We start from the raw sequence: 11,842 nt of genomic DNA, 5'->3' as shown, positions 1-11,842 counted from the left end.
AACGGACGGGAGAGCGGGCGGATGAGCGGGGAGACCGCGGAGGCAAACGGCACGAACGGGCAGATCAGCGGGGAGACCGCGGAGGCGACCGGCACGACCGGGTGGGCGGCCGGGGACGCGACGCGCCGGGCCGTACTCGGCGACGAGCACGTGGACCGCGCCGTCGCGGGCACCACCCCGTTCACCGCGGACTTCCAGGAGTTCATCACCACGTACGCGTGGGGTGAGATCTGGACCCGTCCCGGCCTGGACCGGCGCACCCGCAGTTGCATCACGCTGGCCATGCTCGCCGCGCTCGGGCACGAGCACGAGCTGGCCATGCACGTGCGGGCGGCGCTCCGTGTCGGCCTGACCGAGGAGGAGATCAAGGAGGTGCTGCTGCAGACCGCGATCTACGCGGGTGTGCCCGCCGCCAACCGGGCGTTCGCGGTGGCACGGGCGGCGCTAGAGTTCGACCGGAACGAGGAGGGCGGGGATGGTCGAACCGGTTGACCGTGGCTCTGACCACGTGCAGTCGCTGGCACGCGGGCTCTCGGTGATCAAGGCGTTCAGCGCGACGAGCCCCGAGCTGACGCTCAGCGAGGTGGCCCGCGCGACCGGCCTGACCCGGGCCGCGGCCCGGCGGTTCCTGCTGACGCTCGTCGACCTCGGCTACGTCAGGACCGACGGGCGGCTGTTCGCCCTCTCCCCCCGCATCCTTGACCTCGGGTACGCCTACCTGTCCAGCCTCTCGCTGCCCGAGGTGGCCGAGCCGCACCTCGAACGCCTCGTCGCCGAGGTGCACGAGTCGGCGTCGGTGGCGGTGCTCGACGGCGAGGACGTCGTCTACGTTGCCCGGGTGGCGACCAGCAGGATCATGCGGGTGACCATCAACATCGGCACCCGTTTCCCGGCGCACTGCACCTCGATGGGCAGGGTGCTGCTGGCCTGGCTGCCGCCCGACGACCTCGACGCCTACCTCGGACGGGTCGAGCTCCACAGGTTCACCTCCAACACGATCACCTCTCCCGCCGCCCTCGGAGCCGAGCTCGACAGGGTGCGCGCCCAGGGCTGGGCCATGGTCGACCAGGAGCTGGAGGAGGGCCTGCGCTCGATCGCCGTCCCCGTCAGGGAACGCTCGGGACGGGTGACCGCCGCGATCAACATCTCCTCCCACGCGAGCCGTACGACCTCGGAGTCCGCCCGCCGTCACCTGCTCCCGCCGCTGCTCGCCACCGCCGCGCGGGTGGAGGCCGACCTGCACGCCTCGGGTGTCAGGGGCAGCGCCCTGTCCCCCCGCTGACCCCGGCCACCGCCCCCGGCACGATCCCGTCAAGGCGGCCAAGCCTCTCCAGAGGGCAAGAACGCATGGCCGCCCCACGGTTGTTCGATTCGCCTACCGTCCGCACGCTCACCCCTCGATGAACTGGTAGTCGGTCCGAATCCGGCCGTCCCCGCCGAGGACGAGAATCTCAAGACCGACGCCTACCGGCTCACCACCGCCCGCGGGCACCATCTCCCAGTTGAACTTGACGACATCGGCGAGACGATCGGCGTTGTCCCGCCTCCTGAAGAAGAACTTTCCGGGCGCGATGAACTCCTCGTACGAGCGGGCCACCCTGACCTCGAGTGCCTCGTGTCCGCGAGCCTCGAGGACGGGGGTGAGGCCCAGCACCGCGGCGCTCTCCCGGATCTCCTGAGGTGGCTGGAGTATCTGCACACCGTCCTCGGTCCACAGCTCGGCGACGGCCTTGCGGCGCAGCTCGGCGTCCGGCTCGTTCCAGACCGCCACGTAGCGGCCGACCAGATCCTCGACATCGATCACAGCTTTTCCTCCGTCGTGATGTGTTCGTGAACGCTGCCGATCCTGACCGCGACGCCGTGGCCCGACAATTCCCTCGAAGGAATGGCTGTACGCCGCTCACTGCGTTAGACAAGGTCAGGTGACCGGCACTTCGGAACGCGGCGGGTTCGCCGGTGTCCTGCGCGCGTGGCGCGGACGCCGCGGCGTCAGCCAACTGGACCTCGCCCTGCGCGCTGGGACCACGCAGCGGCACGTCAGCTTCATCGAGAGCGGCCGATCGACCCCTGGCAGGGCCATGGTCGTGCGGCTCTCCGAGTCGCTGGAGATACCGCTTCGGGAAAGAAACGCGCTGTTGCTGGCTGCGGGCTACGCCCCCGCCTACCCGGAGACCCCGTTCGACGACCCCGAGCTCGGACCGGTCCGCGTCGCGCTGGAAGGCGTCCTGCGAGGGCACCACCCGTACCCCGCGGTGATCGTCGATCGGCACGGCGATCTCGTCTCGGCCAACGACGCGTTCCGGGCGCTGACCGAAGGGGTGGCGTCCCATCTCCTCGCGTCGCCTGTCAACGTCCCCCGCTTGTTGCTGGATCCTCGAGGAATGGCGCCGCGGATCATCAACCTGGACGTATGGGCCTGGCACGTGATCGACCACATCCGGCTGGAAGCGGCCCGCAATCCCGACGACCGGCTTGAGGCGCTGGTCACCGAGCTCACGAAACTGGTACCCGATCGCCTCCGGAAACCGAGGCCGGATCATCTCGGCTTCGCGGTCCCGCTGCGACTTCGCTCCGGCGACGGCGAGCTTCGGCTCCTGACCACTCTGACCCACTTCGGGACCGCGGCCGACGTCACCGTCGCCGAGCTGCGGATGGAGGCCTTCCTGCCGGCCGACGCGGCGACGGCCTCCGCCCTCGCCGAACTCGGGCGGGCCGTGCCCAGCGGCGCCTCGGACAGGCCCTGACCAGGTGAACACCTCAGCTTCCACCGCCGGTGGCCGTCCTGGGACTGTCGGCGACGGCGATGACCGCGAGCGCCGTCCCGCTCACCGCGCCGCGCCCGACCGACCCGCACGAGTGGAGCGCGTCGTCACGGGTGTCCGACATCGTCCCGCACCTCCCCCACGGCCTGATGGCCACGACCGCGTACGACCGCCCGACCCGGCCCCCCGCGTGCACTGCCGTCGGCGCCTCTCCGGTGAGGGCGCCCACCGATCGTTCGCCCGTGGCGGATCCGATCAGGGCGACGCGGCGCGGCGAGCAGCATGTGACGCATGACGATAAGACTCACTAAATACGCGTCGTCGACGTGCCGACACTGCTGGTGCCCGGCCAGGCTCCCTGGATGACGGTTCCCGACATGATCGCCTACCTGCGGACGACGGCGCCCCGGCGCGCGTACGCGATCCACGACGGTTTGATCAACGAGTGGGGCGTCAAGGTGCTGGAGGGCGTGCTCGCCGGCGAGGCCGAAAGACTCGGGGCCGACATCCGGCGGCTCAGGCCCGGCGAGAGCGTCGAGCTCTGACCCCCGGACCGACCCCCGGACCCCGGCGGCCGAGACCTCGCCGGCGTGCCGCCCGGCGGCACCCATCACCGCTAAATCACGACATAACGCGAAAAACAGGAAGAGCCTTGCAGCCCACCCTGTTTTGTACGTAGGCTTATACGTATACGGGATGAGGATGGAACGATGCCCAATAAAACGATCTACGTCTCGGACGACGACCTGCCCCTGTTCCAGCGGGCGCAGGAGCTCGCCGGGGGCAAGCTGTCGACGGCGATCAGCGTGGCGCTGCGGCGCTACGTCGAGATGGAGGACGGCCGTCAGGAGGGCTACGACGAGATCATCGTGCAGGTCGGCCAGGGTGGCACGGGCCGCAAGCAGCGCTTCTCCGGGGTGCTGCTCGGCGAGTGGGGACGCACGACGGGAAGCCGGGTGGAGATGTTCCGGGTGTACCGCTCGCGCAAGGACAAATACGTCCTGCACGTGGACCGCTCGCCCGACTGGACGGACAGCCTGACGTCGGGAGCCGACAACTGGCTGGAGGGTCTCCTCTCGCGTGGCGCGTGGCGGAGCTATCTCGGCCTGGCCGACTCCAGCTGGGGCTTCATCCAGGGCGAGTCCACGCTTGAGGTCGTGAACACCTTCCAGGAACTGCGCGGCAGGATCCCGGACGAGTTCTACGACCTGATCGCCGACATGGCCGAACGTCCCGCCGTGGAGGACCTCGACATCTAACTCCATCCGACGAACGCAACCGGACGGTCGACAGGCGACCGCCCGCTACCCCCTCACGCCCTCATCCCGCTCATCCCGCTGTCCCCCCATGCCCTCATCCCGCTGTCCCCCGGCACGAACGAACGAAGGAGAAACCCACATGCCCCCCGCGATAACGGCCGAAGGGCTGGTCAAGAAGTACGGCGACGTCGTCGCCCTGGACGGGATGGACCTGTCCGTCCCCGAGGGCACCGTGTTCGGCCTGCTCGGCCCCAACGGTGCGGGAAAGACCACGGCCGTACGGATCCTGACCACCCTGTTGAAACCGGACGCCGGCCGCGCCACGGTCGCCGGGTTCGACGTCGTCGCCGACGCGTACCGGCTGCGCGCCCGCATCGGCGCCTCCGGCCAGTACGCCGCCGTCGACGACCACCTCACCGGTGCCGAGAACCTGGAGATGGTCGGCCGCCTCTACCACCTGGGCGTCAAACGCAGCAGGCAGCGGGCCCGCGAGCTGCTGGAACGCTTCGACCTGAGCGAGGCGGCCGACCGCCCCGTGCAGGGCTACTCCGGCGGCATGCGACGCCGCCTCGACCTCGCCGGAGCGCTCGTCGCCGCCCCGCCGGTGCTGTTCCTCGACGAGCCCACCACCGGCCTCGACCCCCGAGCCCGCACGAGCCTGTGGGACGTCATCTCCGAACTCGTCGCCGACGGCACCACCGTGCTGCTCACCACGCAGTACCTGGAGGAGGCCGACCGGCTGGCCAGGACGATCGCGGTCGTCGACCACGGCCGGGTGATCGCGCTCGGCACCGCCGACGAGCTCAAGGACCAGGTCGGCGGTGACCGCGTCGAGCTGACCATGACCAGCGCGGCCGACCTGCACACCGCGCGGCGCGTGCTCGCTCCCCTGGCCGTGGGTAACGCGCGGACCGACGACGCCACGCTCCGGCTCACGATCCCGGTCGCCGACGGCACGGCCTCGCTCACCACGGCCCTGGGCCACCTGGCCGCCGAACGCGTCGCCGTACGCGACGCCGGACTGCGGCGGCCGACGCTGGACGAGGTGTTCCTCACCCTCACCGGACACCCGACCGCCGGACCGACCACGACGAAGACGAAGGAGCACACCCGATGAACGCCCTCCAGCTGGCGGTCTCCGACGGCATCACGATCACCAAGCGCAACGTCCTCAAGATCAAGCGAGCGCCCGACCTGCTGGGGGGCGTGATCATCCTCCCGATCGTGTTCGTGCTGCTGTTCGCGTACGTCTTCGGCAGCATGATGGCGTTGCCGGGCATGTCGTACCAGGAATACATGATCCCCGGGATCTTCGTCCAGACGATCGTGACGAGCGCGCAGATCACCGGCTACACGCTCACCCAGGACCTGCAGAAGGGCATCTTCGACCGGTTCCGCACGCTGCCCATGTCCCCGTCGGCGGTGCTGACCGGCCAGACCTCCAGCGACGTCCTCATGAACGTGAGCAGCATCGTCGCGATGGCCCTCGTCGGGCTCGCCGTCGGCTGGCGCATCCACTCGGAGCCGCACCGGGCCGTGCTGGGCTTCCTGCTGCTCCTGCTGTTCTCGTACGCGTTCTCGTGGGTGACCGCGACGGTCGCGCTGGCCCTGCGCAAGCCCGAGATCTTCAACAACATCGCCACCATCGTGTCGATGCCGCTGGTCTTCCTGTCCAACGCCTTCGTCGACAGCACCCGCCTGCCCGGACCGCTGCGGGTCGTCGCCGAGTGGAACCCCGTCTCCACCGTCGTCCAGGCCGCCCGCGAGCTCTTCGGCAACACCAACACGGCCATGCCGGTGCCCGCCGCCTGGCCGCTCCAGCACGCGGTGCCGGCGACGCTACTGTGGTCGGTACTGCTCCTGGTCGTCTTCGTGCCCCTCTCCATCCGGCTGTACAAGAGGGCGGTCAGCCAGTGATCCGGCTCGACGAGACAGGGCAGGTGACGGAGCGGATGGAACCACGGATACGCGTCTCCGACGGAGAACGCGACAGGGTCGTGCAACAGCTCCAGCAGGCGTTCGCCGACGGTCGCCTCGGCCCCGGCGAGATGGAGGAACGGCTCGAACGCGCGCTCACGGCGAGGTCCCACGGCGACCTGCTGCCGCTGATCGCCGACCTGCCCGACGCCCCGGACGGCCCGGACGGCCCGGACGACGTCCTCCGGCTGACGTCCACGGGCGGACGCATCAAGCGGTCGGGCGACTGGCAGGTCCCGCGCCTGCTGCGCGTCGAGTCCGAGTACGGCGGGGTGAAGCTCGACCTGTCCCAGGCCCTCGTCCGGTATCCGGAGATCGACATCGAGCTCCGGCTCCCCTACGGCTCCGCCACGATCATCCTGCCGCCCGGCGCGACCGCGAACGTCGACAGGGTACGCACCGGGTGGGGCAGCGTGACCTGCGCGCTGCCCGGCCGTGCGCGTCCGGGCGCGCTGCACGTCCGGATCACCGGAGAGCTCGAATACGGCCGCCTGCGCGTCCGCACCTCGCGCGACCGGCTCGGTGCCCGCCGCTGAGACCACCTCTCGCCGGACGGGGGGCGCCAAGATCGTAGAGTGACCCGCGGGTTCCCGGAGTGCGGCGAGCAGATATGCCCGCCGAAGACGTCACGAGTGGGACCGAGAAGCTCACGAAGAACAATAGCGACGCGTGAGGAGCCGAGAGTGAGTGAAACCTGCGAGGCGCCGACCCGAGTGAGTGAACGAGACGGTGATCCCGCTGTTGCCCCCTCGGCCGTGCCACGGCCCAACGATGGAACCATCGACCCGCTCAGTCAACGAGCCCTGGGTAGGCGAACAGGTTCTCCTCGATCAGAGACAGGGACTGCGCGGGTAATCGTCCCAGGTAGTCGCCGAGTTCCTCCTTGAGGAACGGCTGGGCGCAGACCGTACGCACCCAGCACTTGCTCAGCAGGTTGCCGACTCCCTGGGCGAGCTTGACGCAGTATTCGGTCTTGAGCGTGGTCGACGTCGACGTGGGGACGACGTACACCAGGGGCCAGTCCGCCTGCTCGTTCTTCGCGTCACCACTGAGAACGATCACTGGTCGTTTCGGATGGAGGTTGCGCTGGTCGTTGGGAGGCATCGAGAGCGACCGGTCGGGCACGAGGTAGACGCCACCCTTACGGATGGAACCCTTCACTGATCATCCAGCGTATTCGCGTTGGCCCGACGAAGGCCGTCTCTTGTCTCCCGGAACTCCACCTCAAGCACATCGCCGACCCCCGGATCGTCCCGCTGCGGAGGTCGCGCTCCGCGCCGGGACTTGATGTCACGGTACTCCTGTCAGCTTTTGTCATCTCTGATCGGCGCCGGACCACCCCGGGGCGGGTCGCGACTCTGCGTTGAATCATCATCACGCTGAGATGCGTCGAAGTCAGCTGATTACGAAACCGTGCCCCCGCCGTGGGACGTCGTCACGCGGGTCGCTGTCCGCCGGCTCTCAGGGACCGGTGCAGGGCGAGGGCGGAGACGACGGTCGCGGCTCCCGTGAGGACGATGGCCATGTGCGGGGAGGTCAGCTCGGCGGCGACGCCGACCAGGGCGCCGCCCAGTGCCTGGCCGGTCATCATTCCCGCCGAGGCCAGACCGAAGGCCTGCCCCCTGACGGCTTCGGGGACCGCGTCCACGAACCACCGCTGCAACCCCAGCTGGCAGGCGGTCGACGCCGCCGTGGCGAGCAGCACGATCAGCGCGGCTCCCGCGAGTCCCGGCCGGGCGGCGAAGGCGAGCAGGGGAACGCCGGACACCACCGCGAAGGGAAACGCCAGCCGTTCCCGGCCGGCGGGCGAGACGAACCGGCCGACGACGAAGTTGCCGGCCGCCAGGCCGACTGAGGCGGCGGCGAGCGCGAACCCGGCGGCGTTTCCCAGGTAGGGGACCATCATCGCCTCGGCACCCACCACGAGCGAGATCGGCAGCCACTGCGCGAGCAGCAGGCCGCGCACCCGGGGGTCCGCCAGCAGGGCCCGGTTGACCCGCAGCGTCTCCCGTACGGGGCCGTCCCCCTTCGGGGTCGCATTCTCCGCGTTCCTGGCGGGGAAGTCGGGCAGGCCGTAACGCAGCACCACGGCCGCCAGGGCGGACAGCGCGGCGGTGACGGCCAGCGCCCCCGTGGGTCCCGCGAAGGCGAGGATGGCGCCGCCCGCCGCCAGGCCGCCGACCTGGGCCCCGGCGGCCGTCACGTTCAGCACGGACCTGGCCAGGACGAACGCGTCACCCGGCAGCAGGTCGGGCAGGAGTGCGCTGCGGGCCGCCCCGAAGACGGGCGAGAACAACCCGGTGGCCAGGACCAGGACGAGCATCGCCCAGACGGGCAGGCCCGTGAAGGCCAGGAGCAGGCAGGTCACCACCCGCACCAGCTCACCGGCGACCATCAGCGCACGCGGGCGGATCCGGTCGGCCAGCGAGAGCAGGAACGTCCCGCCGACGATGTAGGGCAGGAACCCCACCATGTACGCCGCCGCCGACAGCCCCGGCGAGCCGGTCCGCGCGTAGACCAGCGCCGACAGGGCCAGCATCTTGACCTGGTCTCCGGCCACCAAGAGGGTGAAGCTTCCGAACAGGACACGGAACTCCCGGTTCGCGAAGACCTCCGTGTAGGTCGCGCCGCGCTCTTGTGTGGTCATGGACACGATGGTGGGAGGTGCCCGGACGGCTGGCTAACCTTTCGGATATATCCGAAAGGTCGTTCCATGATCATCCGCATCGAGGTCACCCCGCAGGACATCATGGCCAGCAGGTTCGCCATCTCCCCGCTCATCGTGACCAAGCACGCGCTCTGGATCCTCTCCGGCAGGAGGGAGGCCGGGGAGTGGCGATCGTGGGCCGGCAGGATGCGGGAGCCGTACGGGAGACTGCTGCTCGCGCACCCCGGGCTGGGGCCCATGGTGGCGCTGTTCCGCGAGCGGCACTACAACGCCGACTTCCCCGCGCCGCCGCCGACCGGGGTGAACACCCCGGTCGAGGCGGAACTCGCGGTGGTGCGCGCCACCCCGGTGGCGCGGGCGCACGCCGAGATCGCCAGAAACCTGGAGGGAATGCCGCGCCTGCCGAGACCCGTCAGGGACGTGCTGTTCTCACCGGACGTCGTGCGGCTGTTCGCCGAGGCGCTGACCGCGATCTGGGAGGAGATCGTGTCCCCCGCGTGGCCGCGCTTCCACGCGATCCTGGAGCGGGACGTGGTCCAGCGGGCGGGCCGCCTGGCCACCTACGGCTGGGCGGCGGCACTGGACGACCTCACCCCCCGGGTCCGCTGGCGTCCCGACGGTGTCATCGAGGTGCTCTCCAGGGACGCGGACGAGACCTGCCGGCTCGACGGGCGCGGGCTGCTCTTCGTGCCGACCGTGTTCCCCACCGGGATCGGCTTCTACCTGGAGACCGACTGGCCGTACGCGATCAGCTATCCGGCCCGGGGCACCGGCATCCCGCCCGAGGCGCCGGACGGCCTGGCCGGGCTGATCGGCAGAACCAGGAGCCGCCTCCTGCTGGAGCTGGCGACCCCGGCGACCACCACCCAGCTCGTGACCCTGCTGGAGCTGAGCCTGGGCACCGTGGGCGGCCACATCGCCGCCCTGCGCAGGGCGGGCCTGGTCACCGGGAGCCGCACCGGCCGAGGCGTCCTGTACCACCGCACCGCGCTGGGCGACTCCCTGGTCAGCCCCTCGGGACTCCTGCCTTGAGGAACCACCCGGAAACGGACCCCCGGCGACACGAAGCCGGAGCGCCGAGACCGGTTCAACCTTCCGGAGGCCGCCAGGGCGTGGAGCCGGGCGAGAAACGGCCGAGGAGAGTGTGGACGGCCGTCGCGGAGACGGATGCGGGCGGGCCGGAGCACCGGGGCGCCGGAGGTCCCGTCCGCGACGACGCGTTCACGTCGTGTGCGACGGGAGCGGGACGCCGGTCAGCTTGGCACACGCGTCGAGGAGGCCGTCCTGCACCTCGGGCGACCTCGCGGCGGGGTGGGCGAAGCGCGTCTCCTGGTGGTGGAAGTAGCTACCGGTCACGGTGGCCTCGGGGTCCTGGCTCGTGGCCAGCCACACCTGCGTCACGGGGCCCAGGGAGAGGTCGTCGGGCGCGCCCGGACCCCCCATCTTCGTCGCGACCCAGCCGGGTTCGAGCGCGTTGGACAGCACGTCCGGCCATCGGCGGGCGACCGCGAACGCCAGGACGACGTCCAGCAGCTTGCTGTCGGCGTACGCCCGCGAACCGTCCCAGTTGCGGGTGCTCCACTGGAGGTCGTCCAGCTTGGGGTCCCCGCCGCGATGCATGCCGGAGCTGACGTAGACCAGCCGGTCGGGTGGGGTGATGAGCGCCGTGAGCAGGTACGGGGCGAGCACGTTGACCGCGAACACGTGGGACAGGCCGTCGGCGGTCTCGATCCTGCTCGGTTCCCGGTATCCGACGGCGGCGTTGTGGATGATCGCGTCGTAGCGGCCCAGCTCGTTGGCCTGAGCCGCCACGGACCGCATCCCCTCGATGGTGATCAGGTCTCCGACGACGACGGCCTCCGCCTCCGGCAGCGCGTCGCGCGCGTCGTCGGCGCGGGTGTCGTTGCGGGCGTGCAGCGTGACGTCGTGGCCGTCGTGAACCAGCAGCCGGGCGGCCATGAGCCCGAGGCCGTCAGTGGAGCCGGTGATCAGAATGCGCGCCATGAGAACGATCCCCTTTGCAGAACATGCTGGTCGTTAACTACCCAGGGGACGGGCGCACACGCCGTCGAACACACATCAAGCCAGTTCAGGACCCGGTCAGCCGCCTCCTGATCGCCTCAGACGCGCTGGACGGCCCCGTCGGACAGCGCCACGACGGTCACGCCGAAGTCGTGGATGGTCGCCGACAGCTCGTCGGGCGAGAGGCCGGGGGCCACGACGACGAGGGAGCCGCGCATCAGCGCCAGCCCGATCAGGGTCGTCATGGCCAGGCTGCACCGCAGGGGCCAGGTCACCAGCAGGACGTCGGACTTCCCCAGCTCGGCGCCCTCGTCGAGGACGTTCATCCGCACGATCAGGTCGTGGTGGGTGAGCACGCCCCCATCGTCGACCAAGAGGGCGGGCTGCACCGCCGGGTCGAGGAAGGGCAGCGGGACGGGCTCCAGGAGCAGCAGGTCGGCGAAGTCGACGGTGTCACGGGCCTGACCGAACGCGATCACCTGCCGGACCCGCGAGTCCTCCACGGCCCGCAACGACGCGTCCGCCAGGCGCGGGGTGGTGATGAGCAGCCGCGCGTCCCACTCGGCGAGCAGGTCGGCCATCTCCTCGCATCCGGAGGTGATCGGCGCCGCCACCCCGCCCGCCGCGATGACCGTGTGCACCGCCAGCGTCTGGGCCACCGCGCTGTCGACGTGGATCCCGGCCACCTGGCGCCGCCGAGCACCCCGCCTCACCAGGCCCGACGCTCCCCGCGTCACCTCCGCGGCCAGCCGGCGGTAGCCGTACACCACTCCGGCGCCGAGGTCGATCAGGGCGGGCCGGTCACCTCGACCGTGCGCGTAGCCGAACACCGCTTCGGTGAGGGTGCAGCTGGTGGACGGAGAGGTGGGTCTCATTCCGCCGACGGTAGGGCCGCTCGATCCACGCGGGCATCCGCAGATGTATGTAGATGACTGTGTATTCGGTCCCCTCGCCTTCGCCGGTGCCCGGTCCCACCCCTTCGGACAGTGCCCGCCTCCCCCCCTGGACGGCGTTTCCCTCTCCCGGAGGAGCGCCCGCCTCCCCCTGGATGGCGCCTGGTTCCCGCTCGGGTAACGCCCGGTTTCCCCTCGGACGGCGCCCGCTCCGCGGGTCCCGACGCCGCGGCTGAAAAAGGAGAAACCAGGACAAGAGCC

15 protein-coding genes are annotated in these 11,842 nt (G+C 70.4%); 9 read left to right on the top strand and 6 right to left on the bottom strand.

Going from position 1 to position 11,842, the window contains the following annotated elements; genetic code table 11:
- Nucleotides 1-21: 21 nt before the first annotated feature.
- Together pcaC and ACTOQ1_RS35465 are read left to right on the top strand one after the other, a co-directional pair.
- Nucleotides 22-492, top strand: coding sequence for a 4-carboxymuconolactone decarboxylase (gene pcaC / locus ACTOQ1_RS35470; protein WP_440072353.1), 471 nt, complete (start codon nt 22-24; stop codon nt 490-492).
- Complete coding sequence (locus tag ACTOQ1_RS35465; protein WP_440072352.1) at nt 476-1,282, top strand: IclR family transcriptional regulator; 807 nt, start codon at nt 476-478, stop codon at nt 1,280-1,282. Before pcaC ends, ACTOQ1_RS35465 begins: the two co-directional genes overlap by 17 nt.
- A gap of 108 nt (nt 1,283-1,390) precedes the next feature.
- Here the strand turns inward: ACTOQ1_RS35465 and ACTOQ1_RS35460 are convergent, their stop codons facing one another.
- Nucleotides 1,391-1,804: a hypothetical protein gene (locus ACTOQ1_RS35460; RefSeq protein WP_440072351.1), complete on the bottom strand. Its 414-nt coding sequence runs from the start codon at nt 1,802-1,804 to the stop codon at nt 1,391-1,393.
- A 118-nt stretch (nt 1,805-1,922) separates the two neighbouring features.
- Here ACTOQ1_RS35460 and ACTOQ1_RS35455 point away from each other — a divergent pair, with 118 nt between their 5' ends.
- On the top strand, nt 1,923-2,744 hold the full coding sequence (locus tag ACTOQ1_RS35455; protein WP_440072350.1) for a helix-turn-helix domain-containing protein: 822 nt from the start codon (nt 1,923-1,925) through the stop codon (nt 2,742-2,744).
- Between the two features lie 13 nt (nt 2,745-2,757).
- Here the strand turns inward: ACTOQ1_RS35455 and ACTOQ1_RS35450 are convergent, their stop codons facing one another.
- Entirely contained in the window at nt 2,758-2,886 is a 129-nt protein-coding gene (locus ACTOQ1_RS35450; RefSeq protein WP_440072349.1) for a hypothetical protein, read from the bottom strand.
- Between the two features lie 202 nt (nt 2,887-3,088).
- Here ACTOQ1_RS35450 and ACTOQ1_RS35445 point away from each other — a divergent pair, with 202 nt between their 5' ends.
- The 5 genes from ACTOQ1_RS35445 (at nt 3,089) to ACTOQ1_RS35425 (ending at nt 6,534) form a co-directional block, all read left to right on the top strand.
- A complete protein-coding gene (locus tag ACTOQ1_RS35445) occupies nt 3,089-3,307 on the top strand; it encodes a hypothetical protein (RefSeq protein ID WP_440072348.1) in 219 nt (72 codons plus the stop codon).
- A 165-nt stretch (nt 3,308-3,472) separates the two neighbouring features.
- Nucleotides 3,473-4,021, top strand: coding sequence for an EXLDI protein (locus ACTOQ1_RS35440; protein WP_440072347.1), 549 nt, complete (start codon nt 3,473-3,475; stop codon nt 4,019-4,021).
- Nucleotides 4,022-4,160: 139 nt separating this feature from the next.
- Nucleotides 4,161-5,138, top strand: a complete 978-nt coding sequence (locus tag ACTOQ1_RS35435; RefSeq protein ID WP_440072346.1) for an ATP-binding cassette domain-containing protein — start codon at nt 4,161-4,163, stop codon at nt 5,136-5,138.
- A complete protein-coding gene (locus tag ACTOQ1_RS35430; RefSeq protein ID WP_440072345.1) occupies nt 5,135-5,938 on the top strand; it encodes an ABC transporter permease in 804 nt (267 codons plus the stop codon). Before ACTOQ1_RS35435 ends, ACTOQ1_RS35430 begins: the two co-directional genes overlap by 4 nt.
- Before the next feature lie 35 nt (nt 5,939-5,973).
- On the top strand, nt 5,974-6,534 hold the full coding sequence (locus ACTOQ1_RS35425) for a DUF1707 SHOCT-like domain-containing protein (RefSeq protein WP_440072344.1): 561 nt from the start codon (nt 5,974-5,976) through the stop codon (nt 6,532-6,534).
- Nucleotides 6,535-6,787: 253 nt separating this feature from the next.
- Here ACTOQ1_RS35425 and ACTOQ1_RS35420 read toward each other — a convergent pair whose 3' ends face one another.
- Together ACTOQ1_RS35420 and ACTOQ1_RS35415 are read right to left on the bottom strand one after the other, a co-directional pair.
- On the bottom strand, nt 6,788-7,159 hold the full coding sequence (locus tag ACTOQ1_RS35420) for a type II toxin-antitoxin system PemK/MazF family toxin (protein ID WP_440072343.1): 372 nt from the start codon (nt 7,157-7,159) through the stop codon (nt 6,788-6,790).
- Between the two features lie 274 nt (nt 7,160-7,433).
- Nucleotides 7,434-8,645, bottom strand: a complete 1,212-nt coding sequence (locus tag ACTOQ1_RS35415) for an MFS transporter (protein ID WP_440072342.1) — start codon at nt 8,643-8,645, stop codon at nt 7,434-7,436.
- Nucleotides 8,646-8,711: 66 nt separating this feature from the next.
- Here ACTOQ1_RS35415 and ACTOQ1_RS35410 point away from each other — a divergent pair, with 66 nt between their 5' ends.
- Nucleotides 8,712-9,698, top strand: a complete 987-nt coding sequence (locus tag ACTOQ1_RS35410) for an ArsR family transcriptional regulator (RefSeq protein ID WP_440072341.1) — start codon at nt 8,712-8,714, stop codon at nt 9,696-9,698.
- A gap of 189 nt (nt 9,699-9,887) precedes the next feature.
- On the opposite strand, the gene ACTOQ1_RS35405 is transcribed toward ACTOQ1_RS35410, so the two are convergent.
- Both ACTOQ1_RS35405 and ACTOQ1_RS35400 read right to left on the bottom strand, forming a co-directional pair.
- Nucleotides 9,888-10,670, bottom strand: coding sequence for an SDR family NAD(P)-dependent oxidoreductase (locus tag ACTOQ1_RS35405; RefSeq protein ID WP_440072340.1), 783 nt, complete (start codon nt 10,668-10,670; stop codon nt 9,888-9,890).
- A gap of 116 nt (nt 10,671-10,786) precedes the next feature.
- Complete coding sequence (locus tag ACTOQ1_RS35400) at nt 10,787-11,563, bottom strand: AMP-binding protein (protein ID WP_440072339.1); 777 nt, start codon at nt 11,561-11,563, stop codon at nt 10,787-10,789.
- Nucleotides 11,564-11,842 lie beyond the last annotated feature (279 nt).

Source organism: Streptosporangium sp. OZ121, assembly GCF_051918885.1.
Classification (GTDB): domain Bacteria; phylum Actinomycetota; class Actinomycetes; order Streptosporangiales; family Streptosporangiaceae; genus Streptosporangium.
This window is presented reverse-complemented; position numbering and strand designations above follow the sequence as displayed.

Excerpts from the sequence above, each read along its gene's own strand:
- pcaC (WP_440072353.1), top strand. The coding sequence starts at position 22 with ATGAGCGGGGAGACCGCGGAGGCAAACGGCACGAACGGGCAGATCAGC.
- ACTOQ1_RS35465 (WP_440072352.1), top strand. The coding sequence starts at position 476 with ATGGTCGAACCGGTTGACCGTGGCTCTGACCACGTGCAGTCGCTGGCA.
- ACTOQ1_RS35450 (WP_440072349.1), bottom strand. The coding sequence starts at position 2,886 with ATGTCGGACACCCGTGACGACGCGCTCCACTCGTGCGGGTCGGTCGGG.
- ACTOQ1_RS35440 (WP_440072347.1), top strand. The coding sequence starts at position 3,473 with ATGCCCAATAAAACGATCTACGTCTCGGACGACGACCTGCCCCTGTTC.
- ACTOQ1_RS35435 (WP_440072346.1), top strand. The coding sequence starts at position 4,161 with ATGCCCCCCGCGATAACGGCCGAAGGGCTGGTCAAGAAGTACGGCGAC.
- ACTOQ1_RS35430 (WP_440072345.1), top strand. The coding sequence starts at position 5,135 with ATGAACGCCCTCCAGCTGGCGGTCTCCGACGGCATCACGATCACCAAG.
- ACTOQ1_RS35425 (WP_440072344.1), top strand. The coding sequence starts at position 5,974 with ATGGAACCACGGATACGCGTCTCCGACGGAGAACGCGACAGGGTCGTG.
- ACTOQ1_RS35415 (WP_440072342.1), bottom strand. The coding sequence starts at position 8,645 with ATGACCACACAAGAGCGCGGCGCGACCTACACGGAGGTCTTCGCGAAC.
- ACTOQ1_RS35410 (WP_440072341.1), top strand. The coding sequence starts at position 8,712 with ATGATCATCCGCATCGAGGTCACCCCGCAGGACATCATGGCCAGCAGG.
- ACTOQ1_RS35405 (WP_440072340.1), bottom strand. The coding sequence starts at position 10,670 with ATGGCGCGCATTCTGATCACCGGCTCCACTGACGGCCTCGGGCTCATG.
- ACTOQ1_RS35400 (WP_440072339.1), bottom strand. The coding sequence starts at position 11,563 with ATGAGACCCACCTCTCCGTCCACCAGCTGCACCCTCACCGAAGCGGTG.